The following is a 21,870-nucleotide window of genomic DNA, read 5'->3' as shown; positions in this document are numbered from 1 at the left end:
AGCCCTGATGGCGAGCTCTGTCGGGTTTCGTAACAGACTTATCGGCAGTTGCAGGGTCTTCTTGAGAGGCTTATCTCTCCACACTCAAAATGTTACAAAACGTGTAAAAACCATTACATCATGCCCCCATATGGCCCGCCCTAGGGTTATTGGGTATCCACAAGTCGCCGAAATTCTGCTTCCAGATTGCGCACAAACCGCGGTGTATCAAACAGCACGCCTTGCTCGCGGGTCTGCTGCAACTGGGAGCGCAGGCGCCTGCAGTCGGCTGGCGATTGGGCCAGCGCCACGGCTTTTTCCTCGTAGGCCTGCAAGTCTGTCGTGATCAATTCCGGCAGGCCTGCCGCCGTCAACAAGGCTCCAGCCATGCGCGAGGCAAAGGTTTGGCCGCTCATGGTCAGCACGGGCAGGCCCATCCAGAGCGCGTCGTTGGCCGTGGTGCCGGCGTTGAAGGGATAGGTGTCGAGGAACAGGTCAGGCACTCCGTAGCGCGCCAGATAGTGTTCCGGCGCTAGCCTCGGTGCGAACAGCAGGCGGTCGCCCGTGATGCCATGCGCCACGGCAGCGCGGCGCAGGTTCTCCTGCGCCCAGACGTTGTCAGCCAGCAGCCAGAGCACGCTGCCTGGCACGCGCTGCAGGATGCGCATCCAGGTGGCAAACACTTCGGGCGTGAATTTGTAGTTGTTGTTGAATGAACAAAAGACAAATGCATCCGCTGGCAAGCCGCAATCTGCGCGCGAGGGGACAGGACCCACCAGGCGTTTGCGGTCGCTGACTTGGTAGATGTCAGGCAGGTACAGCGGTTTTTCAGAATAGAAAGGCTGTGCCGACTCCGGAATGAGATACCGGTCTGCAATGACGTAGTCGATGAACGGAAGGCCGGTGGTGGCCGGCAGGCCCAGGTAGGTAATTTGAATGGGGGCGGGTCTGTAGGCGAGCATATTGGCCCGTGCTCCCAGGGTTTGCCCTTGCAAATCGACCAGGATGTCGATTTCGCACTCGCGAATGCGCTGGGCGGCAGCCTCGTCACTCAGGGTGTGAATGCGCTCGAAGTGATCCATGGCAGCTTCGACCCGCTGGCGCAGAGGTGAATTGTCTTCGCGGCTCCAGTCAAACCCATAGATTTCGAAATGCTCGCGGTTGTGCAACTCGAACAACTCCACGGTCAGCATGGCCACCGGGTGCATACAAAAATCCGACGAGCAGTAGGCGATGCGCAGCTTGCGATGGCGGTAAGGCTTGGTGGGAGCCATGCGCTTCACGCCCAGATTCAACGAGGTCGCCACGTAATGGCGCGCTGCAGCCAACTGCATCGCAGGGTCTTCGGACAGGGCAATCATCGCCATGGCCGAGGTGTGCTGGCGCTGCACCTCGGGTGTGAGCGAGCCCAGCGGCTCGTAAACCGGCCACACGCATTGCTTGGCGCGAATAAAGACCCAGTGATGAATCACTTTGGGCTGATCAGGGTCCAGACGAAGGCTGCGTGTCAACGCGGCCAGGGCCTCGGCGTAGCGACTATGGTCTTCGTAATGGCGCCCCAGGTTGTTGAGCGCCATCAGCAGCAGGGGGCGTTCTGCCGCGTTGTCGGGCGCCACGATGTTCTCGATGTGCAACCACTGCGCAATCGCTGCATCGCTTTGCCCCAGTTGCTCGTAAACCAGGCCCAGATTGAAACGCGGTTGCAGAAATTGCGGGCTCAGCTGCAAAGCACGGCTGTAGGCTTCGCGCGCACCTTCAAAGTCGCGTTGATTGAAGAGAATGACGCCCAGATTGAACCAGGCGAGGTGGTCGTGCGTAGTGCGATTGCGCCGCAACCAGGTCTGGTAAAGCACCGCCGCCAGGGGCTCCCTGCCTTGCGCAGAGAGCCTGTCGGCAGTCTCCAGCAATTGCAGGAGATTGAGTTGCCGGTCCCAGGTTTGCTGGACCAGCGTGCCAAAGTCATTGGCAGAGACTGCATTGTTCATGGACAGGCCAGTCGTTCGAGTTGATGAAAGTCGCACAGAAGATGGCGCACATGCGCCCACCACGAAACGGCAAGGCATCGCCGCTCGACCATGATAGGAGCGCGTACCCGCAGCAGAATGCGGGAAAACAGCCGTTTTCAGCGGGCTTTTGTCGTCACACGGAAGAGCATAGCCACCGCGCCTGCCTGGCCTCGACCCTGCGCAGCCCAAAGCGGACGCGCGATACCGGCGCCGCTACTTCCCGCCCTTGAACTCCGGTGCCTCAGTGTCCGCGCCCGTCTGCGTGCGCAACACAAACTGGTCGGGTCCATAGACCACCGTGAAGACCTTGGACTGGTTGGGTGCCTCCAGGAAGCGCCAGTCGGCCCAGGTCTCCTTCTTCAACTCGTAGGGCGTGACCTTGGCGGGCTTGCCCAGCAGGCGGCGCACCTCGTCCATGCGCATGCCGGGCGACACGCGGGCAAAGGTTTCGGGTGTGAGCACCTGGCGCAGCGCGGTCATGCGGCCGTCGGGGCCGATGGTGATCATGTAGTTGACCTGGCCGGCAGGCTGGCGGTTGTATTCGAAGGTACGTGCACCACCGGGCTCGTTCCACACGTTCTCGGGGGCGCCGAAGCGGTCGCGCACGTCGGCTTCGGTCGAGACGCCCTCTTTGAGCTCGCTGATGCGTTGCGGGTCGCAGGCGGCAAGCACCAGCAGGGAAAAGGTGGCAGCCGCCAGGGCGGCCGAGCGATATATCAAGCGCATAAATTCGTCCCGGTAAAATCTTGGACCTTCGGTGCATCACTGTGCCTGACGCGTTCCAAGAAAGAGTTCACAGTCCATGTCTATTTTCCGCCGCCCCGACTACCAATCCGACGCCACCCAGTTCATCAACCAGCTCAAGGCAAGCCGTCCCGAGCTGGACCAGCAGCAGCAAGCCGGCCGTGCCCTGCTGTGGGACAAGCAAGTGGACCGCAAGATCTGGGGCGAGTACCGCGACGCCCAGGTGCCCCAGAAGCCCTACGTGTACCAGACCAACGCCGATTGAGCATGTTTTTAGCCACAAGCGCAGGTGTTTATTGCGCTGGCAGCTACTGATTCAATAGCAGATCATGACCACCGCGAACGCAGCCGAAGCGGCAGACTCGCCCGGCGCGCCCTCGCTGGATGGGGCCGGCATGCCCGATGTGGTCGATCAGGTGGCCCTGGCGCGCCTGTATGGCGAGCCGCTGTTTGCGCTGCCGCAGGACCTGTACATCCCGCCCGACGCGCTCGAAGTCTTCCTCGAAGCCTTTGAAGGCCCGCTGGACTTGCTGCTGTACCTGATCCGCAAGCAGAACTTCAACATCCTCGACATCCCCATGGTGGGGGTGACCAAGCAGTACCTGGCGTATGTGGACGAAATCCGCAGCCGCAACCTGGAGCTGGCGGCCGAGTATTTGCTGATGGCTGCCATGCTTATCGAGATCAAGTCGCGCATGCTGCTGCCGCCCAAGAAGCAGGAAGGCGGCGAGGAACCCGAAGACCCGCGTGCCGAGCTGGTGCGCCGCCTGCTTGAATACGAGCAGATGAAGATGGCCGCCATGCGCCTGGCCAACCTGCCGCAGTACGGCCGCGACTTTTTGAAGGCGCAGGTCTACATCGAACAAAGCCTGCAGCCGCGCTTTCCCGATGTGCATGTGGTGGAGCTGCAGGAGGCGTGGCGCGACATCCTCAAGCGCGCCAAGCTTGTACAGCACCACAAGATCACGCGCGAAGAACTGAGCGTGCGCGAGTACATGAGCATGGTGCTCAAGACCCTGCAGGGCCGCCGCTTTGTGGAGTTTGAAGAACTCTTCGAGCCCGAAAAAGGCAGCACCGTGCTGGTGGTGACCTTCATCGCGCTGCTGGAGCTGGCCAAAGAGACGCTGATCGAGATCACGCAGGCCGAAGCCTTCGCCCCCATCTACGTGCGCCTGGCCTACACGCCGGCCTAGCGCCGCCTCCCACTGTTCACCGCCCTGGCCGGTGGCCGTGGCATTACCCCTTACCCGCAAGCCATGGCATCCCACGACTTCGACGTACTCATCGTAGGCAGCGGCCTCGCAGGCCTATCGGCCGCGCTGCACCTGGCTCCCACCCACCGCGTGGCTGTGATCACCAAGCGCACGCTGCAGGATGGCTCCAGCGGCTGGGCCCAGGGCGGCATTGCTGCCGTGCTGGCCGACGACGACAGCTTTGCCGCGCACATCGAAGACACGCTGGTCGCAGGCGCAGGCCTGTGCGACCTGGCCACCACCCGCTTTGTGGTGGAGAACGCGCCCGAGTCCATCGCCTGGCTGCGCGGCCTGGGCGTGCCCTTCACGCTCGAAGGCGACCAGCTGCACCTGACGCGCGAAGGCGGCCACAGCGCCCGCCGCATTGCACACGTGACCGATGCCACCGGCGCCGCCGTGCAGCGCACGCTGATCGACGTGGTGCGCAGCACGCCCGGCATCACGCTGTTTGAGCAGCACACGCTGGTGGACCTGATCACTACGCGCAAGCTGGGATTGAGCGGCAACCGCTGCCTGGGCCTGTATGCGCTGGACAGCGACACCGATGAGGTCGTCACCTTCCGCGCCCCCCAAACCATTCTGGCCACCGGCGGCGCGGGCAAGGTGTACCTGTACACCACCAACCCCGACACCGCCACGGGCGACGGCATTGCCGCCGCCTGGCGCGCGGGCTGCCGCGTGGCGAACATGGAGTTCATCCAGTTCCACCCCACAGGGCTGTACCACCCGCACGAAAAGTCTTTCCTCATCAGCGAGGCGGTGCGTGGCGAAGGCGGGCAACTCAAGCTGCCCCCCTTGGCAGGCGGCACCCGCTTCATGCTCGACCACGACCCACGTGCCGAGCTGGCTCCCCGCGACGTGGTGGCCCGCGCCATCGACTTCGAGATGAAGAAACACGGCCTCGACTGTGTGCACCTCGACATCTCGCACCAAAGCCCCGACTTCCTGCAGGAGCACTTCCCCAACATCCTGGCGCACTGCGCGTCGCTGGGCATCGACATCACTAAGGAGCCTATCCCCGTGGTGCCCACCGCCCACTTCACCTGCGGCGGCGTGCTGACCGACCTGGCGGGCCGCACCGACCTGCCCGGCCTGTACGCCGTGGGCGAGGTGGCCTGCACCGGCCTGCACGGCGCCAACCGCCTAGCCAGCAACTCTCTGCTGGAATGCATGGTGTTCGCCCGCGCCGCCGCCCAGGCGATTGCAGCCGCCCCGACCACCGAACTGCCCACGGTGCCTGCCTGGGACGACAGCCGCGTGACCGATGCGGATGAATCCGTCGTCATCTCCCACAACTGGGACGAGTTGCGCCGCTTCATGTGGGACTATGTGGGCATCGTGCGCACCAACAAGCGCCTGGAGCGCGCCGCGCACCGCATTGCGATGCTGCAGGGCGAGATCCAGGAGTTCTACGCACACTTCCACGTCACGCGCGACCTGCTGGAGCTGCGCAACCTGGTGCAGGTGGCCGACCTGATCGTGAAAAGCGCCCAGCTGCGCCGCGAAAGCCGGGGCCTGCATTTCAGCCGCGACTACCCCGAGGTGGCAGCGCCTGCCGCCCCTACCATCCTTGTTCCGCCGGTACCGCGATGACCTACAGCGTCAAAGAAATTTTCTACACCCTGCAAGGCGAAGGCGGCCAGGCGGGCACACCCGCCGTGTTCTGCCGCTTTGCAGGCTGCAACCTCTGGACGGGCCGCGAGCAAGACCGCACCCAGGCCATCTGCCAGTTCTGCGACACCGACTTTGTGGGCACCGATGGCACGCTGGGCGGCAAGTTCGAAACGGCCACGGCACTCGCAGAGCTGATCACCGCCCAATGGCCTGCAGGCGCGGGCCACCGCCTGGTGGTGCTGACGGGTGGCGAGCCCTTGCTGCAGGTGGATGCGGCGCTGATCGACGCGCTGCACGCCCAGCAGTTCCGCATTGCCGTCGAGAGCAACGGCACCGTGGCCGCTCCCGAAGGCATCGACTGGCTGTGCATCAGCCCCAAGGCCGGTGCCCCGTGGGTGCAGCGCAGCGGGCAGGAGCTGAAACTGGTCTAGCCCCAGCCCGGCTTTGACCTGTTGGCGCTGGAGCAGGACACGCAGTTCACCCACCGCTTTCTGCAGCCCATGGACGGCCTGCTGCAGCGCCAGAACACTGCTGCCTGCATTGACGCCTGCCTGGCCCACCCCGCGTGGCGATTGAGCCTGCAAACCCACAAGCTCACCGGCATCCGGTGACGCGGTTTTCTTTTCTGGTTCCCGTATGTTGTTCACCATCTCCCAGCGCTTTTTCTTCGACGCCGCCCACACCCTGCGCCGCGAGATCGAGGCCGAAGGCAGCCGTCGCGTACACGGCCACACCTACCACGCCGAAGTGTTCCTGACCGGCCCGCGCGACCCCGCCACAGGCATGGTGCTGGACCTGGGCCTGCTGCGCCAGGGCCTGGCCGTGGTGCGCGAGCAGCTGGACCACCACATGCTCGACGAGGTGCCCGGCCTGGGCACACCCACGCTGGAGAACCTGTGCCTGTTCATCGCCCAGGCGCTGCCCGCCGACCTGCGCCCCAGCGTGAGCCGCGTGCGCGTGTGGCGCGAGGCGCTGGGCGACAGCTGCGCGCTGGACTTTCCACAGCCCTGACCGGCAACGGCCCTGCCACCGGCAGGTCACCCCCCAAAAGTTCACAGACTTCACCCAAGGAAGCCCGATGTTCCGCACCCTGCTCAAATCCAAGATCCACCGCGTGGCCGTGACCCAGTGCGAGCTGCACTACGAAGGCTCCTGCGCCATCGACGGAGACCTGCTGGACGCCGCCAACATCGCAGAGAACGAGCAGATCCACATCTGGAACATCAACAACGGCGAGCGCTTTGTCACCTATGCCATCAAGGGCCAGCGCGGCAGCGGCATGATCTCGGTGAACGGCTCGGCCGCACGCCGCGCTGCAGTGGGCGATCTCATCATCATTGCGGCCTTCGCCCAGGTACACGAAGACCAGGTGGCCGCGCACCAGCCGCAACTGGTGTTTGTGGACGACCACAACCGCCAGACGGAACTGCGCCACGCAGTGCCCACGCAGGCCCTGTAACGATGGCACCGACCCATGACGCTCTGGTGGCCCGCAGCCTGGCTGCCGTCTGGCACCCGTGCACCCAGATGAAGCGGCACGAGGCCCAGCCGCCCGTGGCGATTGCCCGCGCGCAGGGCCCGTGGCTCTACGGCACCAATGGCCAGCGTTATCTGGACGGCATCAGCTCCTGGTGGGTCAACCTGTTCGGCCACAGCCACCCACACATCCAGGCCGCGCTGGTGGACCAGCTTGGCCAGCTGGACCATGTGATGCTGGCGGGCTTCACCCATGCGCCCGTGGTGGAGCTGTCCGAGCGACTGGCCGCCCTCACCGGCCTGGGCCATGCGTTCTACGGCAGCGACGGCGCAGCCGCCACCGAGATCGCCCTGAAGATGAGCGCACACTACTGGCGCAACACCGGTCGCCCCGCCAAGAGCCGCTTTGTGGGTCTGGCCGGTGGCTACCACGGCGAAACCGTGGGCGCGCTGGCCGTGACCGACATTGCGATCTTTCGCGAAGCCTATGCCCCGCTGGTGCGCCTGGCCGACACCGTGCCCAGCCCTGACGCACGCGGTGCGGCACCGGGGGAGACCGCACAGGACGTGGCCCGACGTGCCGCTGCGGCGCTGGAGGCGTGGGTGCAGGAGCACCACGCCACCACCGCCGCGCTGATCGTGGAGCCCCTGGTGCAATGCGCAGCGGGCATGGCGATGCACGACCCCGAATACCTGCGCCTGGCGCGTGCGCTGTGCAGCCGCTACGAAGTGCACTTGGTGGTAGACGAAATCGCCGTGGGCTTTGGCCGCACGGGCACCATGTTCGCCCACCAGCAGGCCGGAATCCGGCCGGATTTCATTTGCCTGTCCAAAGGCCTCACGGGCGGCACACTGCCGCTGTCGGCCGTGCTCACCACCGATGCGGTGTACGCCGCGTTCTACGACGACGATGTGGCGCGGGGCTTTCTGCATTCGCACTCCTACACCGGCAACCCGCTGGCCTGCCGCGCGGCGCTGGCCACGCTGGAGTTGTTTGAACAGTTGGATGCGCTGAAAACCAACCAGACGCTGGCGCAGCGCATCGATGCGGCGTGCGCACCCTTGGCACAGCACCCGCGTGTGCGGCATGCACGCCGCATCGGAATGATCTGGGCCTGGGATGTGAACACCCCGCTGCCCGACTTTGCGCGCCGTTACCACCAGCAAGCCATGGCACGCGGATTGGTACTGCGACCCATTGGCAAAACGCTGTACGCCATGCCGCCCTATGCGCTCGACGACGAGGCCGTCCAGTGCCTCGCCAGCGGCGCGCTCGATGCGCTGAGCGCCACCCTGCAGGAGGAAAGTTGATGATGGGATGTTTTGTGACCGGCACCGATACCGGTGTCGGCAAGACGCTGGTGTCCGCCGGGCTGCTACACGCTCTGGCGCGCCACCACCGCCGCGTGGTGGGCATGAAGCCCGTGGCGGCTGGCCTGGTGCCCTGGGGGGACGACTGGGCCAGCGAAGACGCGATTGCGCTGCGCTCGGCCTCTACCCTGGCCGTGCCGCCATCGCTGGACAACCCCGTGCTGCTGCCCGACCCGCTCTCGCCCCACATCGCCGCGGCGCGGGCGGGTGTGCAGATCGACATCGCTGCCATCGTCGCCAGCTACCAAACGCTGGCCGCTCAGGCCGACGCCGTGGTGGTGGAAGGAGCAGGCGGCTTTCATGTGCCGCTCACCGATACGCTGACTGGCGCAGACCTTGCCCAGGCCCTGGCCTTGCCGGTGGTGCTGGTGGTGGGTTTGCGGCTGGGCTGCCTGAACCATGCGTTGCTGACCGCCGAGGCCATCCGTGCGCGGGGCCTCACGCTGGCGGGCTGGGTGGCCAACCGGGTGGACCCCGACATGGAGGCGGTGGAGGACAACATTGCCTACCTGCGTGCCCGGCTGGGTGCACCGCTGCTGGCCGATGTGCCGCACCAGGAGCTACCCGAACCCGGCAGCCTGGTGTTTGATTTGCCCAAGGACTGGCGATGACAAGCGCCACGGCACCACAAACGTCGTGGCTCGACGAGATCCCCGCGCGCCTGGCCGACATCGAACGCGCCCACCTGCTGCGCCGCCGCCGTGTGGTGCAGCCCGCCGGCGGTGCCCGCCTGCTGGTGGACGGCCGGTCCATGCTGGCCTTTTGCAGCAACGACTACCTGGGCCTGGCGGGCCACACTGCGCTGGCCGAAGCCGCGCGCGAGGCCACACACCACTATGGCGTGGGCTCGGGCGGCTCGCCGCTGGTCAGCGGCCACAGCGCTGCCAACGATGCGCTGGAGCACGATCTGGCGGCCTATGTACAACTGCCCCGGGCCCTGTACTTCTACGCGGGCTATGCCACCAACACCGGCATCGTCCCCGCGCTGGTGGGTGACGGCGATGCGCTGTTCTCCGATGCACTCAACCACGCCTGCCTGATTGACGGTGCCCGCCTGGCGCGCGCCACCATCTACCGCTATCCCCACGCCGACCTGGCAGCGCTGGAAGCGCAGCTTGCCGCCAGCCCCTCAAGGCGCAAGCTGGTGATCAGCGATGCGGTGTTCAGCATGGACGGCGATCTCATCGACATCCCAGCCCTGCTCGCGCTGTGTGAGCGCTACGACGCACTGTTGTTGGTGGACGATGCCCACGGCTTTGGCGTGCTGGGCCCCCAAGGGCGCGGCAGCCTGGCACTGGCGGGGCTGACGGGCCCCCACGCCTCGCGCCGCGTGCTGTACATGGCCACGCTGGGCAAGGCAGCGGGCGTGGCGGGCGCTTTTGTGGCCGGCGATGCGGCCCTCATCGAATGGCTGCTGCAAAAAACGCGCACCTACATCTTTGCCACCGCCGCGCCACCGCTGCTGGCGAGCGCACTGCGCCAAAGCCTGCAGCTCATGGAGGCGGCCGACGACCGGCGCGCGCACCTGGACGAACTCATCGCGCAACTGCGCCAAGGCCTGTCCACGCTGCCAGCATCGCTGGGCTGGCACCTGCTGCCGTCGCACACCCCCGTGCAGGCCCTGATCATCGGCAGCAACGAAGCGGCGCTGGCGGTGATGGAAGGCCTGCGCGCCAAAGGACTGTGGGTGCCTGCCATCCGCCCGCCCACCGTGCCAGCGGGCACGGCGCGGCTGCGCATTGCGCTGTCCGCCGCGCACACCACCGACGATGTGGCGCAACTGGTGGCCGTGTTGCATGCGTTGGCGACACCGTTGGTGAGTCGTTGACAAGCCGCAGTACCATGCACAGCCCAGGCGCCCTGCCAGTGCAGGCCGTCCCCTATCCTTCCAGCGAGACGATTCCATGCCCCACCTGACCATCGAATACTCGGCCAACCTGCCCCACTACCCCGAAGCCGAAACCTTGACGGCCCTGAACGCCGCCCTGTGCGCACATCCCCAGGTGCAGGACGAGGCAGATCTGAAGACGCGCTTCATCGTGGCCGACAGCTTCGAGATCGGCATCGCGCCCGCCAACCGCGCCTTTGTGCACGCACAGCTGCGCCTGCTGTCAGGCCGCACGCCCGAAGCCAAGAAGGAGCTGTCCGACCTCATTGCCGCAGTGCTGCGCGAGCGCACCCCCAAGCCCCAGGGCGTGATGGTGCAATTGAGCGTGGAGATCGTCGATATGGACCGGGGCTCGTACGCCAAAGAGCGGCTCTGACGCTGCGCTCCTGCCCCCGCCTCAGGCCCCGTCGCCTGCGTTGCCGGTGATCGGCTGCACGATGGCTGGAACAACTCGGGGCCATCAGTAACACGTAGGCGGGCGAGATCTCCTCGGGTTGCGCCGGGCGGTCCAGACGCGTGGTGACGCCAACCTTTTCCAACTCTTCGGCCGGGCGGTCCTCCGGGATCAGCGGTGTCCACACTGGCCCTGGCGCCACCGCTCTCACGCGGATTCCCCGGTCGGCCAGTTGTGCGCCAGCACCTTGGTAAAGGCATGGATCGCACCCTTGGTGGCCGGGAGCGAAGGGGACGGATGCGGTCATGGGGGAATGTCTTTCTGCCGACAGGGGCTCCAGGTCAACCGGAGCCAAAAAAGGGGCGCCTGGGCTTCAAGGCCAGTGCGCCCACGGTGGTACGGACGGCGAGTTCAACGACCGGGCCGGGGCAGTACACACTGCCCCGGCCCGGCCGCGTCAGTCGCAGCAACGGTCAGCTGGCATCCTTGGACTTGCCGGTATTGCCCTGGTTGCCGCCAGACGCAGTGCTGGATGCGCTCTGGGAGCCCGCACCTTTCTGGTTCTGCTGGCCAGGCTGCTGCTGGCCCGAACTGCCGCTGGTGCGTGTGGAGCGCCACTGGATGAAGTCATCCGAGAACTTCTGGTAGCGCTCCTTGCGCCAGCTGTCGTAGTCGTCATCCAGCATGCGCAGTTGCTCGTCGCGCCACTGCTGGTAGTCGGGATCGCGGTGGCCCTGGCTCTGCTGGGCGGGCGGTGCATTGCGGGTGAAACCATAGGCGTTGCCATGGCCACCCTGGCCGCGTTCATCATCGCGATAGGGCGAGGCAAAGCGCCCTTCGTCATCGCGAAAACCCTGGCTCTCGTACGGGGCTCCCCAGGCCTGATGCTGACGGCCGGGGCCGTTGTCGTAGCCTGAGCGGCCCTGAGGCCCATACGCGCCAAAACCTTCGCGCCCCGAGCGCGGGTAGCCCTGCGATTCGCCACGGCTGCGGTTCAGGCCGTACTGGCCATAACGTTCGTGGCCATAGCGTTCTTGCTCATAGCGGTCGCTGCGGTCATTGCGGTTCTCGAACTCCTGGCGGTAACCGCCAGGGCTGCTGCCGCGATGGTCTTCGCTGCCGTAGCCCTGGTGGTCACCGCGCTCGGTAAAGCGCATGTCGTCGGCATCGCGGCCCATGCCATGGCGGGAAAAGTTGCTGTCGTCGCTGTCTCTGTAGCCCATGGTGTTCTCCTTGCGGTCAATGGGAATATCAAAAATTGAAAGTGAATAGGAATGGAAGGGTGCGGCTGGCCACATGCTGTTGTGGCCCGCCCGGTCTCAGGGCTGGCTCTTGTGCGAATCGCGGCTGCCTTGCTGCTTCTGGTCGCGGCCCTGCGCGTGTGTGTCGGCGTCGTTGCGGGCACCTTGCTGGCGGTGGGTGTTGCCGCCCGTGCTCTGCTCGGCCTGCTGCTGCCCGGCGGGCGACTGGCGCTGAGACGAAGGGGTGTTGGGCTGGTTCTGCGGGTTGTTTTGAGACATGGTGGCTCCTGTCGAAGTGGTTGAACAAAGGTGGCACACAAAGCCTTCAAAGGCGTCTTGTGTGGGTTCATGTTCGAGGGGCACCGCAGCGCTTTTTGTAGGCCGCATCCTATAGGCCTGTGGGCCGGATGCGATGCGGTGTAAGCAAGCGCACAGCAGGTAGCGGGATGCAAAAGGGGGCATTTGCCAGACCGCAGCAACAGGCCTTGCCAGGCCGGTGCGGTCAGGCTGGGTGGGCGCCATGCACGCGCCTACAGCCCGGGCAAGCAGCGTCACATCCTGATGCACAGGATGCGCGTTGGAACGCTCGGCCCGCTGACTGAACGACCACCGAAGGCAACACACCCACGGCCTGATCCACTGCGCTGAACGGCCTCTGCGGCGGCCGCCAAACACGTGGCGCGGCACGCCAACAGGGAGGTTGCGAGAAAAGGGTTGGCTACGCGTCCAGCGTGGCGTCCAGCCAGCCGCGCAGGCTGTTGATGAACGCCCAGCCCTGCACGCGGGGGATGTCGGCCACGCGCAGCACGGCCTCCACCACGTGGCCGTCCTGCAGTGCGACGGCGCGGCCCACGCCGGGCAGCAGGCCGCAGGACAGGGGCGGCGTCACCCAGCGCCCATCGATGAGCGCGGCGATGTTGCCAAAGGTGCCTTCGGTGATCTCGCCCGCCTCGTTCCACAGCACGGTGTCGAACACGCCGGGGGGGGTGGGTGCAAACGCCGCGTAGTGCGCGCGGCGCGTGGTCTTGTAGCGCACAAACTCGCTGTGTGCGGCCGCAAAGGGGCGTGGCGCCAGTTGCAGGCGCACTGGCACTGCCGTGGTCTGCAGCGCAAAGGCCTCGGCGCGCGAGCTGCCGTCCGCCGCCAGCAGCAGGCGCACCCGCCAGTCGCCATCGCGGTGTTGTAGGGCGGCAATCTGCAGCTCCTGGCGCACCGCATGGGCGTTGAATGCAAAGCCAAAATGCGCGGCCGCCTCGCCCATTCGGCGCACATGCTGGTCGGCGTGCACGAATTTTCCGTGGTGCAGGCCCAGGGTTTCGAGCACCTCGAACGGAGCGCTGGCCCGCTCGACAAAGGCGCGCTTGTGGTGCCACTCGGCCCATTCGGCGCCCGCCTCGGCACCGGAGGTGATGCCGCTGCCAATGCCGCAGGTGGCCTCGGCCACGACGGGGGAGGCATCCGCACCCGAGCCCGCACCAGTACCCACGCCGCGCAGCACCACGGTGCGGATGGGCACGTTAAAGGTAGCCGCCACCGGGTGCAGGCCGTCCGGCCCCGCTGCGCCGCCCGGCCGCACCACGCCCACCGCGCCGCAATAGACGCCGCGCGGCGCGGGCTCCAGCGCGCGGATCATCTGCATGGCGCGCACCTTGGGCGCCCCCGTGACGGAGCCACAAGGGAACAGCGCCGCAAACACATCCGTCAGCGTGGTGCCGGGCCGCGTGCGTGCGGTCACGTCCGAGGTCATCTGCCACACCGTGGGCAAGGCCTGCGTGGCAAACAGCGCAGGCACCTGCACACTGTGCGGCAGCGCAATGCGCGACATGTCGTTGCGCAGCAGGTCCACGATCATCACGTTCTCGGCACGCTCCTTGGGCGCCGTGCGCAGGTGCTCGGCCTGCTGCGCGTCCTGTTCTGGAGTGGCGCCGCGCGGGGCCGTTCCCTTCATGGGGCGGGCCAGCAGGGTGCCGCCTTCCGGCGCGTCCTGCCAGTCAAAAAACAGCTCGGGCGACACCGACAGCACCTGCTCGTCACCCGCCTGCAGGTAGGCGGCATAGCCCCCAGGCTGAGCGCGCAGCAACGCAGCAAACAGCGCCTGCGGCGAGCCCTGCAGCGTGCCGCGAAAGGGCGCGGTGTAGTTGACCTGGTACAGCTCACCCGCTGCGATGGCCTGCTGGATTTGCGCCAGCGCGGCGTCAAACGCCTCGCGCTCGGGGCTGTCGTTCCACACCACCTGCGCAGGGGCAGCGGCCGCCGCATCGTCGACCGCGTCGTCGGCCCCGGGTTGGGGCGCGTCGTACAACGCAAACCAGGCCAGCGGGCCGTCGGCCGCGTGGGTCTGCAATGCGGCATCAAAGGCCGGCGCGGCCTCGTAACGCACATGGCCCACGCACCAACGACCCTGCTGGGCGGCGGCGAACACGGCGTCGAGCACACTGCGTACCTCGTGCAGTGCGTGGGCCACCAGCACCTCGCGCGGTGCCTCAAACCGGTGGCGCAGGCGCGTGGCGCCCGCAGTCAGCGGCTGGGTGAAGTCAATGCGGCAACTATGGGTCAAAGCAGGCGGAGGCGCTAGCGGATCATGCGCCTATAGCTATCAAAAAATGAGCAAACATCAACACTTCGTGCGCTTTCAGGCAGCGCCCAGGTGGGGCACCAGTGCGCCGGTGGGTTGACCGTTCTTGAGCGCCGCCGTGAAGGCCAGCATGCGGTCAATCGGCTGGCGCGCACGCGGGATGAGCGCGGGGTCCACATGCACGGCATTCGCACCCGTCTCCAGCACGCGGGCCACATCGGCCAGACCGTTCATTGCCATCCAGGGGCAGTGCGCGCAGCTCTTGCAGGTGGCGCTGTTGCCCGCCGTGGGGGCTTCGTAAAACGTCTTGCCGGGGTTGAGCGTGCGCAGCTTGTGCATCATGCCGTTGTCGGTGGCCACGATGAACTCGGTGGCATCCATCTCGCGCGCGGCCTTGAGGATGGCGCTGGTGGAGCCCACGGCATCGGCCAGGGCCACCACGTCGGCGGGGCTTTCGGGGTGGACCAGCACTTTGGCCTGTGGGTGCTGCTTTTTCAGCAGCTCCAGCTCCAGCGCCTTGAACTCGTCATGCACGATGCAGGCACCGTTCCAGAACACCATGTCGGCGCCTGTCTCGCGCTGGATGTATGCGCCCAGGTGGCGGTCGGGCGCCCACAGGATCTTCTGGCCTGCGGCCTTGAGGGCGCTCACGATGTCGAGCGCGCAGCTCGATGTGACGAGCCAGTCCGCGCGCGCCTTCACGGCCGCGCTGGTGTTGGCGTAGACCACCACAGTGCGGTCGGGGTGCTGGTCGCAGAACGCGCTGAATTCGTCGATGGGGCAGCCCAGGTCCAGCGAGCAGGTGGCGTCCAGGTCGGGCATGAGCACGGTCTTTTCCGGGCTCAGGATCTTGGCCGTCTCGCCCATGAAGCGCACGCCGCTCACCACCAGGGTCTGCGCCGCGTGGTCCCGGCCAAAGCGGGCCATCTCCAGCGAGTCGCTCACCAGGCCGCCGGTTTCCTCGGCCAGGTCCTGCAGGTCCGGGTGCACGTAGTAGTGCGACACCATGACCGCATTCTTTTCCTTGAGCAGGCGACGGATCTTGTCTTTGAGCGCGGCGCGTTCTGCCTGCGACGGCTCGGGCGGCACGCGCGCCCAGGCGTGTTTGGTGGAACAGACGGCGCCCGATGTCGCCTCGTCGGGCTGCTCGTATTCGACGTCGATGCGGTTCAGGGTTGCGGTGCTCATGCCAGCTCCTGCAGGCGCATCGAAAAGTCGGTGGCCTTCACGTCTTTGGTCAGCGTGCCGATGGAGATGCGGTCCACGCCGGTCTCGGCCAGTTCGCGCAGGCCTTCGAGCGTGACACCGCCCGAGATTTCCAGAATCGCGCGGCCCGCATTGATGCGCACCGCCTCGCGCAGCATGGGCAGCGGCATGTTGTCCAGCAACACCATCTTGGCACCCGCATTCAGCGCCTCGGTCAGCTGCTCCAGGGTTTCGACTTCGATCTCGATGAAGGTCGCCTGCGCGGCCACGGCCTGTGCGGCGCGCAGCACCGCCGTCACGCCACCGGCGGCTGCAATGTGGTTCTCTTTGATCAACACCGCATCGTGCAGGCCAATGCGGTGGTTGGTGCCGCCGCCCACGCGCACGGCGTATTTTTGCGCCAGGCGCAGGCCGGGAATGGTCTTGCGCGTGTCCACGATGTGGGCGCGGGTGCCAGCCACCACATCCACATAGGTGCGGGTCTTGGTGGCCACGGCCGACAGCAGCTGCAGAAAGTTGAGCGCGGTGCGCTCGGCGCTCAGCAGCGCGCGGGCATTGCCTTCCAGCTCCAGCACCACCTGGTCGGGCGCGCAGCGCTGGCCCTCTTTCACATGCCAGGTGATCTTTACCGTGGGGTCGAGTGCGCGCAGCGCGGCTTCGGCCCAGGGCGCGCCGCAGATCACGGCGGCTTCCCGCGCCAAGATACGCGCGCGGGCGCGGCGGGCGGGGTCGATCAGGCCGGCGGTGAGGTCGCCGGTGCCCACGTCTTCGGCCAGGGCGCGGGCCACATCGGCCTGGGCCAGGGCATTTACATCGTTGTCTCTCATGGTGCTTTTCGCGGGGGGTGTCGCAGCTGTCATGGGCCGCGAGCATACCGGGAACGCAAAGGCCACTGTGCCAGCGCAGGCCCGCCCTGCCCGCGCAGGAAACCAATAAGTACACCCAGTATTGGTCGCATAGACTCGCGGCAATTTTTTGGCCCCACCGCGCTCCATGACCGCCACCAGCCCTGTTTCTGCCACGCCCTACGGCACGCTGCCGCCTGCATCGCCCCTGCCCGAGCGCCGCCCCGTGAGCCTGCCGCGCCTGGCGCAGATGCGCGCGGCGGGCGAGAAGATCACCATGCTGACCGCCTACGACGCCACCTTTGCGGCCGTTGCCGATGCGGCGGGGGTGGAGTGCATTCTGGTGGGTGACTCGCTGGGCATGGTGTGCCAGGGCCTGCCGAGCACGGTGGGAGTGACGCTGGACACCATGGCCTACCACACGGCCAGCGTGGCGCGCGGCCTGCACCGCGTGCAGGGCACGGCCTGGCTGGTGGCCGACCTGCCCTACGGCACCTATGCCGAAAGCCGCGAACAGGCGCTGCGCAGCGCCTGTGTGCTGATGCAGGCCGGGGCGCACATGGTCAAGCTCGAAGGCGGCGGCTGGACCGCGCCGACAGTGGAATTCCTGGTGCAGCGCGGCGTGCCGGTGTGCGCCCACCTGGGCCTCACGCCGCAGACGGTGCATGCCCTGGGCGGCTACCGCGTGCAGGGGAAGACCGACGATGCCGCCCGCACCCTGCGCAAAGAGGCGCATGAGTTGCAGGACGCAGGCGCCGCCATGCTGGTGCTGGAGATGGTGCCCGCTGCGCTGGCCGCTGACCTTACGGCCGAGCTGCCGCACTGCCACACCATCGGCATCGGCGCGGGCAACGGCACGGCCGGGCAGGTGCTGGTGTTGCACGACATGCTTGGGATGAACCTCGGGAAGATGCCGAAGTTCGTGCACAACTTCATGCAGGACGCGGACAGCGTGCGCGGCGCCATGGAGGCGTATGTGCAGGCCGTGAAGCATGGGCGTTTCCCGGACAACGCTGTGCACGCCTGGTGAGCCTTTTTCCTATCTCTCTGACCCTTCCCACCCATGCTGATTGCCCGCTCCATTGCCGACCTGCGCCAGGCCCTGGCCCCCTACCGCCGCCCGGCTTTTGTGCCCACCATGGGCAACCTGCATGAGGGGCATATCGCCCTGGTGCGCCAGGCCCAACCCCTGGGCGATGTGACCGTGGCCAGCATCTTTGTGAACCGCCTGCAGTTTCTGCCGCACGAGGACTTTGACAGCTACCCGCGCACCTGGGAGGCCGACTGCGCAAAACTGCAGGCCGCCGGTTGCGATGTGCTGTTTGCCCCGCGCGAGGCGGACCTGTACCCCGAGCCCCAGACCTTCAAGGTGCACCCCGACCCGCAGCTGGCCGACATGCTGGAGGGCCACTTCCGCCCCGGCTTTTTTGTGGGTGTGAGCACGGTGGTGATGAAGCTGTTTGCCTGCGTGCTGGGCGCCACCGGTGGCGTGGCCGTGTTTGGCAAGAAGGACTACCAGCAGCTCATGGTCATCCGCCACATGGTGTGGCAGTTTGCGCTGCCCATCGAGATCGTGGCGGGCGAGACCTGCCGCGCGGCCGATGGCCTGGCGCTAAGTTCGCGCAATGGCTACCTCAGCCTGGAAGAACGCCAGGAGGCCGTGGCCCTGTCGCAGGCCCTGAAGCGGCTCGCGCAGCAGTGGCTGGACGCCAGCGACCGCAGCGCGCTGGAGGCCCAGGCGCAGGACGCGCTGCGCGCACGCGGCTGGGCGCCCGACTACCTCACGGTGCGCCGCCGCGCCGACCTGCTGCCCGCCACGGCCGACGATGCGGCCGGCTCGCTGGTGGCGCTGGGGGCTGCGCGGCTGGGCAGCACGCGGCTGATTGACAACCTGGAGTTCTGATTTACTCCTGATTTCATAGCTGGTAGCCCCTGCCTTTCGGGCGTTATGGCCACTATAAATTCATACAAGAGGGGACCTTGCGCAGCGTGCCTGTGCGTCCCTCTTCAAGGCGGTACGGCGCAATACCGGATCAGATCCGGCCGCTGCGGGCGAACCACTGCCCGAGGCACCAGCGCCGCTATCTCCTCAGAACATTCGGGTGCGGTGAGCTGGTTGGCTGCGTCACACACCACCAGCACGGTGCAGATTCGCTGAGGCAGATGCGGGCGCACATTGGGCCAGCGGGTCACAAAGCGGTTCCGCCGCACCAAGTGCTACTGCACCTGCATTGAGTGACTGCTTGATCACCCCCACTCTCGGGAAGTCACTGATTTCCGAGTCGCAGATTTACAAACCGCGCAAACAACAATTCCCACGTTGTCAGTGCTCGCACTTCCTACCGAAGTGCTCAAGACCAACGTTTTCAACAGGGAGTTTTTCATGCGTTTGATTCGGATAGCCGCTCTGGTGGCGGTGGGATTGGGTTGCGGACTGCACGCACATGCTCAACGCAATGCTTGGCCTCAAGACTTGCCAGCAGCGAATTCCTGGTTCATGTGCAGTTCGCCGAATGGTGAGCCGATGGTGGCGTGGGTCAGCGAGAAAAAAGCCGTGGTGGCTGTGAGCTCACTGCGTGAGGGAATGGTCATTCCCGACTATGCATCCCCCATGCTTCAACAAGCTAGTGCGGATCGCCGACTGATTCAGCCAGCTGTCGTGGGCTACGAAGTGGTCATCAAAGAGTACGGGCCGGTACAGGTCGGCGCTTTGAAAGTCGGCGCCATGGAGTTGACGTGCAGCAGTGGCCGCGATGAATGACTGAGTAGGAGCGAGCTATGGTCAAGCAACTTCAACACATCGCCCTGATGGTCTTCTTGTGCTGCGCCGCCTTAACGCCGACTCATGCCCAAACTTCTGGCAAGGCACCACGACCCACGCCGGAGGCAACGACAACAACGCAAACCCCAGTGGGGCAAACCGAAGAGGCGAAAAAGTCCTGCGGGGCCGTGGGTCAGACTTACCTTTGCGTCCCCTGACGCGCCTCCTTTGCCCATGATGCCTCCGCGGGCATCACGGGCATCCCGCGGACCAAGTCCAGCAATTTGATGGATGACGCTCGTCCCCAGCGTGAAAGCAGGGCACCTGGGGAGCGCTCACTTAGCGTAATGCTGAACACGCACCGCTCGGCGATATGCAGCAGGTGGTATTCCCCCGGTCGAGCGCCTGAACTCGTGGTGCAGGTGTGCCCCGTCGGTGTACCCAAACTTGGCTGCGATTTCCGCCAAGGACAAGTCTGACCAGAGGATGTAGCGGGAGGCCGATGAGATAGCGCAGGCGCGCTTGATGGCCAGTGCTGAAACGCCCTCTGCTGCAAAGCGTCGTTCGCCAGTGCGCGGATGCAAACCCAACGCGGTGTACAGATCAGACACCTTCGACCTGGGGAAGGTCAGAAAAAAATCGCAGGCGTCCTGCAGCAAAAGAGGAGCGTTGAAAATCCCTGCCACGTCTTTGAGGTTGAATCCGTGGCGGACACTTGACGGATAAGGGTTGCGCCGGTTCTGATGCAAGCAGTGATCGAAGAATGCGCCGTATCCCTCTAGCATGCGGAAATGGACTCTCGAAACTTCCTTGGTGGGATAGATGCCTTGCTCCTTACACACGCTGGGATCTATCACTTCGCCGTACGTGCTGTGCGCATCCCATAGCTCCGCTATTTCTGCGTACGAACGGCTGTGTCCAAAAAACAAACCGGTCGGACTGAGGTCAAGGCAAGCTAACTCCCGCCAGGGCGCTTCCAGTGACTGCAAAGAAGGTATTGCCCCCTCTACGGAGTGCATAAGCTGGCGCTTTTTCTCCAAAGTCACATAAGAGGTTAAAACGTTGGCTACGTTTTCCTGAAAAAGATTGATTGAGGGCTTGCGATTCAGCGCTTCAAGCACCCGCATGGGAAGACTGTAAGACATACGAATCTCAAGTCAGCACAAACGAACGGCACATCGATGGTGTGATGCCGCCGGTGGCCATCGACACCGTCTTGCACAAATGCGCTCCATCGGTGTAGCCGCTCCTCTTGGCGATGTCATCAAAGTCTCGCTGGGTCCAAAGGATGTCGTGGGTGGCGGAGGTCAGCATGCAGGCTCTTTTGAGCATGACGGCTGTGATGCCCAGTTCACGCATGCGCCTCTCCACCGTTCGAGGATGAGCGCCGAGTCGCAGGCAAGCGTCCTGCACCTTGGCGTGGGGAAACATCTCAAAGTACTGGCACAGCTCAACGACCAACTGTCCAGCCCCCAGAATGCGCGCCACAGCGCTGACCCGAGCGTCTGCCACATGGTCTGACCAACTCCGAGAATTTCGAACGTTGCCCAACAACCTCACAGACGTCACACGTTGGTAGCTTTCAAGCAGGCGCTCATGCATACGCTCCTCGATTCGCCGAGCGCTCTGGTCATGATGGAAGCGGCATGAGGACGGCGCGTGCGAGGCTGGGGATCGCCGGCCTGACCCATAGGCCACACGAGCGACGACGTTTCCCCTCTGGTTGTACGCGTCCCACAGACCGTGGTAAGCGCGATCCGTACGGCTCAGTCGCAGCACTTGGCCTGCCGGATTCAGGTCCACCGCCAATAGTTCACCGAGTCGGTCACTGATGGAAGTGACGGTCAGCTCTCGATGAGCCGACTGGTGCATTTCGCTGCGCAAATGAGCGGCGGAAACATCCCCCATCAAACTGTGACGAAGGCAGTCAGCAAAACGGTCTTCGCCAATAGCCCTGCGTGCGGTGAGCAAGCTCCTGAGTGCCAGGTGATACGACATGCTGAGATCTTCTTGGTCTGTTCGCCGATTGGCTGCAGGTCGCGTGGAAGTACCCCTCCCGGTAACCATCAGCCTGCCTTGTGCTATCCCTACCTATGTGCGAATGATGATAGCTTTACCAAATGGGCGTTATGACCTAGGTGAAACCTTGAAGCGTCTGTCGGAAATTTACAAGCGCGTTCCAGTCTCACCTGAGCTAGCGGAATTCGGGTCAGCCACCGCCCTGTTCCACCCAGCACTTCGACAGACAGATGGGAATCTGTTGGTGCAAACAAGTGCTCCCGCAAGCCAAGATACCGGCCTAGTAACTCACTTCCGACTGGTGGCACGGGCGCCTTTTTGCGGGGATGTAGTCGGGTCCTGAGCCACTGGCAGCACGCGGTTGATTGACAACCTGGAGTTTTGATTAGCTACTATTTTCATAGCTAGTAAGGCACGATCCACTAGCGCTTCCAGCCAAAAACGCGGCGGTTTCAACAACGAAGTGCGCCAGTCCCCAGTGTAAGTGGGGTCACTTTG

The 21,870-nt window shown here is 65.1% G+C and carries 22 protein-coding genes and 1 pseudogene; 13 read left to right on the top strand and 10 right to left on the bottom strand.

All coding sequences use genetic code 11. The annotated features are described in order from the left end of the window. Window positions 1-146: 146 nt before the first annotated feature. Window positions 147-1,964 (bottom strand): O-linked N-acetylglucosamine transferase, SPINDLY family protein, encoded by a 1,818-nt coding sequence (locus ACODSU_RS23205; protein WP_488845183.1) that lies wholly within the window; start codon window positions 1,962-1,964, stop codon window positions 147-149. A gap of 234 nt (window positions 1,965-2,198) precedes the next feature. Continuing rightward, window positions 2,199-2,711, bottom strand: a complete 513-nt coding sequence (locus tag ACODSU_RS23200) for an outer membrane protein assembly factor BamE (protein ID WP_476017356.1) — start codon at window positions 2,709-2,711, stop codon at window positions 2,199-2,201. A 76-nt stretch (window positions 2,712-2,787) separates the two neighbouring features. On the opposite strand from ACODSU_RS23200, the gene ACODSU_RS23195 reads away from it, so the two are divergent. The 10 genes and pseudogenes from ACODSU_RS23195 (at window position 2,788) to ACODSU_RS23150 (ending at window position 10,707) form a co-directional block, all read left to right on the top strand. Next, window positions 2,788-2,994 (top strand): DUF3460 family protein, encoded by a 207-nt coding sequence (locus ACODSU_RS23195; RefSeq protein WP_015015445.1) that lies wholly within the window; start codon window positions 2,788-2,790, stop codon window positions 2,992-2,994. A 64-nt stretch (window positions 2,995-3,058) separates the two neighbouring features. Beyond that, the gene (locus ACODSU_RS23190) at window positions 3,059-3,922 is read left to right on the top strand and encodes a segregation and condensation protein A (protein WP_015015446.1); all 864 of its coding nucleotides are present in this window, start codon (window positions 3,059-3,061) and stop codon (window positions 3,920-3,922) included. 63 nt (window positions 3,923-3,985) lie between these two features. Then, window positions 3,986-5,575: an L-aspartate oxidase gene (nadB, locus tag ACODSU_RS23185; RefSeq protein ID WP_488845180.1), complete on the top strand. Its 1,590-nt coding sequence runs from the start codon at window positions 3,986-3,988 to the stop codon at window positions 5,573-5,575. After that, window positions 5,572-6,207, top strand: a pseudogene (gene queE / locus ACODSU_RS23180) (7-carboxy-7-deazaguanine synthase). Before nadB ends, queE begins: the two are co-directional and overlap by 4 nt. Before the next feature lie 25 nt (window positions 6,208-6,232). Then, window positions 6,233-6,607, top strand: a complete 375-nt coding sequence (locus ACODSU_RS23175) for a 6-pyruvoyl trahydropterin synthase family protein (RefSeq protein WP_488845178.1) — start codon at window positions 6,233-6,235, stop codon at window positions 6,605-6,607. Window positions 6,608-6,674: 67 nt separating this feature from the next. Beyond that, the gene (panD, locus tag ACODSU_RS23170) at window positions 6,675-7,055 is read left to right on the top strand and encodes an aspartate 1-decarboxylase (RefSeq protein WP_488845176.1); all 381 of its coding nucleotides are present in this window, start codon (window positions 6,675-6,677) and stop codon (window positions 7,053-7,055) included. Between the two features lie 2 nt (window positions 7,056-7,057). Then, window positions 7,058-8,383: an adenosylmethionine--8-amino-7-oxononanoate transaminase gene (gene bioA / locus ACODSU_RS23165; RefSeq protein WP_488845174.1), complete on the top strand. Its 1,326-nt coding sequence runs from the start codon at window positions 7,058-7,060 to the stop codon at window positions 8,381-8,383. After that, window positions 8,383-9,054, top strand: a complete 672-nt coding sequence (bioD, locus tag ACODSU_RS23160; RefSeq protein WP_488845173.1) for a dethiobiotin synthase — start codon at window positions 8,383-8,385, stop codon at window positions 9,052-9,054. The genes bioA and bioD overlap by 1 nt, the downstream gene beginning before the upstream one ends. After that, window positions 9,051-10,271 (top strand): 8-amino-7-oxononanoate synthase, encoded by a 1,221-nt coding sequence (gene bioF / locus ACODSU_RS23155; RefSeq protein WP_488845171.1) that lies wholly within the window; start codon window positions 9,051-9,053, stop codon window positions 10,269-10,271. The genes bioD and bioF overlap by 4 nt, the downstream gene beginning before the upstream one ends. Before the next feature lie 76 nt (window positions 10,272-10,347). Beyond that, entirely contained in the window at window positions 10,348-10,707 is a 360-nt protein-coding gene (locus ACODSU_RS23150; RefSeq protein WP_110960097.1) for a 5-carboxymethyl-2-hydroxymuconate Delta-isomerase, read from the top strand. Here the strand turns inward: ACODSU_RS23150 and ACODSU_RS23145 are convergent. From ACODSU_RS23145 to nadC, 6 genes are all read right to left on the bottom strand, one after another. Beyond that, a complete protein-coding gene (locus ACODSU_RS23145; protein WP_488845169.1) occupies window positions 10,595-11,032 on the bottom strand; it encodes an SDR family oxidoreductase in 438 nt (145 codons plus the stop codon). The genes ACODSU_RS23150 and ACODSU_RS23145 overlap by 113 nt on opposite strands. Window positions 11,033-11,198: 166 nt before the next feature. Beyond that, window positions 11,199-11,948 carry a hypothetical protein gene (locus ACODSU_RS23140; RefSeq protein ID WP_488845167.1) on the bottom strand — a complete coding sequence of 250 codons (750 nt, stop codon included), beginning with the start codon at window positions 11,946-11,948 and terminating at the stop codon, window positions 11,199-11,201. A 96-nt stretch (window positions 11,949-12,044) separates the two neighbouring features. Continuing rightward, a complete protein-coding gene (locus ACODSU_RS23135; RefSeq protein WP_056058943.1) occupies window positions 12,045-12,245 on the bottom strand; it encodes a hypothetical protein in 201 nt (66 codons plus the stop codon). A 439-nt stretch (window positions 12,246-12,684) separates the two neighbouring features. Further along, window positions 12,685-14,523, bottom strand: coding sequence for a chorismate-binding protein (locus ACODSU_RS23130; RefSeq protein ID WP_488845165.1), 1,839 nt, complete (start codon window positions 14,521-14,523; stop codon window positions 12,685-12,687). 75 nt (window positions 14,524-14,598) lie between these two features. Continuing rightward, window positions 14,599-15,729: a quinolinate synthase NadA gene (nadA, locus tag ACODSU_RS23125; RefSeq protein ID WP_060984398.1), complete on the bottom strand. Its 1,131-nt coding sequence runs from the start codon at window positions 15,727-15,729 to the stop codon at window positions 14,599-14,601. Then, the gene (gene nadC / locus ACODSU_RS23120) at window positions 15,726-16,574 is read right to left on the bottom strand and encodes a carboxylating nicotinate-nucleotide diphosphorylase (protein WP_488845163.1); all 849 of its coding nucleotides are present in this window, start codon (window positions 16,572-16,574) and stop codon (window positions 15,726-15,728) included. The genes nadA and nadC overlap by 4 nt, the downstream gene beginning before the upstream one ends. A 166-nt stretch (window positions 16,575-16,740) precedes the next feature. Here nadC and panB point away from each other — a divergent pair, with 166 nt between their 5' ends. The 3 genes from panB (at window position 16,741) to ACODSU_RS23105 (ending at window position 19,353) form a co-directional block, all read left to right on the top strand. Beyond that, complete coding sequence (gene panB, locus ACODSU_RS23115) at window positions 16,741-17,622, top strand: 3-methyl-2-oxobutanoate hydroxymethyltransferase (protein ID WP_488845161.1); 882 nt, start codon at window positions 16,741-16,743, stop codon at window positions 17,620-17,622. A gap of 33 nt (window positions 17,623-17,655) precedes the next feature. Beyond that, a complete protein-coding gene (gene panC, locus ACODSU_RS23110; RefSeq protein ID WP_488845159.1) occupies window positions 17,656-18,495 on the top strand; it encodes a pantoate--beta-alanine ligase in 840 nt (279 codons plus the stop codon). A 417-nt stretch (window positions 18,496-18,912) separates the two neighbouring features. Then, complete coding sequence (locus ACODSU_RS23105) at window positions 18,913-19,353, top strand: hypothetical protein (RefSeq protein WP_488845157.1); 441 nt, start codon at window positions 18,913-18,915, stop codon at window positions 19,351-19,353. Between the two features lie 335 nt (window positions 19,354-19,688). On the opposite strand, the gene ACODSU_RS23100 is transcribed toward ACODSU_RS23105, so the two are convergent. Both ACODSU_RS23100 and ACODSU_RS23095 read right to left on the bottom strand, forming a co-directional pair. Next, complete coding sequence (locus tag ACODSU_RS23100; protein WP_488845154.1) at window positions 19,689-20,498, bottom strand: helix-turn-helix domain-containing protein; 810 nt, start codon at window positions 20,496-20,498, stop codon at window positions 19,689-19,691. A 7-nt stretch (window positions 20,499-20,505) separates the two neighbouring features. Next, entirely contained in the window at window positions 20,506-21,351 is an 846-nt protein-coding gene (locus ACODSU_RS23095; protein WP_488845152.1) for a helix-turn-helix domain-containing protein, read from the bottom strand. Between the last annotated feature and the right edge of the window lie 519 nt (window positions 21,352-21,870).

The organism is Acidovorax sp. FG48, from assembly GCF_057809085.1.
The sequence above is the reverse complement of the archived record's forward strand: the minus strand, read 5'-3'. Positions and strand labels throughout refer to the sequence as shown.

Coding starts and splice junctions, on each gene's coding strand:
- bioF (WP_488845171.1), top strand. CDS start 9,051: ATGACAAGCGCCACGGCACCACAAACGTCGTGGCTCGACGAGATCCCC.
- ACODSU_RS23140 (WP_488845167.1), bottom strand. CDS start 11,948: ATGGGCTACAGAGACAGCGACGACAGCAACTTTTCCCGCCATGGCATG.
- ACODSU_RS23145 (WP_488845169.1), bottom strand. CDS start 11,032: ATGACCGCATCCGTCCCCTTCGCTCCCGGCCACCAAGGGTGCGATCCA.
- ACODSU_RS23205 (WP_488845183.1), bottom strand. CDS start 1,964: ATGAACAATGCAGTCTCTGCCAATGACTTTGGCACGCTGGTCCAGCAA.
- ACODSU_RS23095 (WP_488845152.1), bottom strand. CDS start 21,351: ATGTCGTATCACCTGGCACTCAGGAGCTTGCTCACCGCACGCAGGGCT.
- ACODSU_RS23150 (WP_110960097.1), top strand. CDS start 10,348: ATGCCCCACCTGACCATCGAATACTCGGCCAACCTGCCCCACTACCCC.
- ACODSU_RS23195 (WP_015015445.1), top strand. CDS start 2,788: ATGTCTATTTTCCGCCGCCCCGACTACCAATCCGACGCCACCCAGTTC.
- ACODSU_RS23100 (WP_488845154.1), bottom strand. CDS start 20,498: ATGTCTTACAGTCTTCCCATGCGGGTGCTTGAAGCGCTGAATCGCAAG.
- ACODSU_RS23135 (WP_056058943.1), bottom strand. CDS start 12,245: ATGTCTCAAAACAACCCGCAGAACCAGCCCAACACCCCTTCGTCTCAG.
- bioD (WP_488845173.1), top strand. CDS start 8,383: ATGATGGGATGTTTTGTGACCGGCACCGATACCGGTGTCGGCAAGACG.
- ACODSU_RS23200 (WP_476017356.1), bottom strand. CDS start 2,711: ATGCGCTTGATATATCGCTCGGCCGCCCTGGCGGCTGCCACCTTTTCC.
- panB (WP_488845161.1), top strand. CDS start 16,741: ATGACCGCCACCAGCCCTGTTTCTGCCACGCCCTACGGCACGCTGCCG.
- bioA (WP_488845174.1), top strand. CDS start 7,058: ATGGCACCGACCCATGACGCTCTGGTGGCCCGCAGCCTGGCTGCCGTC.
- nadA (WP_060984398.1), bottom strand. CDS start 15,729: ATGAGCACCGCAACCCTGAACCGCATCGACGTCGAATACGAGCAGCCC.
- ACODSU_RS23190 (WP_015015446.1), top strand. CDS start 3,059: ATGACCACCGCGAACGCAGCCGAAGCGGCAGACTCGCCCGGCGCGCCC.
- nadC (WP_488845163.1), bottom strand. CDS start 16,574: ATGAGAGACAACGATGTAAATGCCCTGGCCCAGGCCGATGTGGCCCGC.
- ACODSU_RS23175 (WP_488845178.1), top strand. CDS start 6,233: ATGTTGTTCACCATCTCCCAGCGCTTTTTCTTCGACGCCGCCCACACC.
- nadB (WP_488845180.1), top strand. CDS start 3,986: ATGGCATCCCACGACTTCGACGTACTCATCGTAGGCAGCGGCCTCGCA.
- panD (WP_488845176.1), top strand. CDS start 6,675: ATGTTCCGCACCCTGCTCAAATCCAAGATCCACCGCGTGGCCGTGACC.
- panC (WP_488845159.1), top strand. CDS start 17,656: ATGCTGATTGCCCGCTCCATTGCCGACCTGCGCCAGGCCCTGGCCCCC.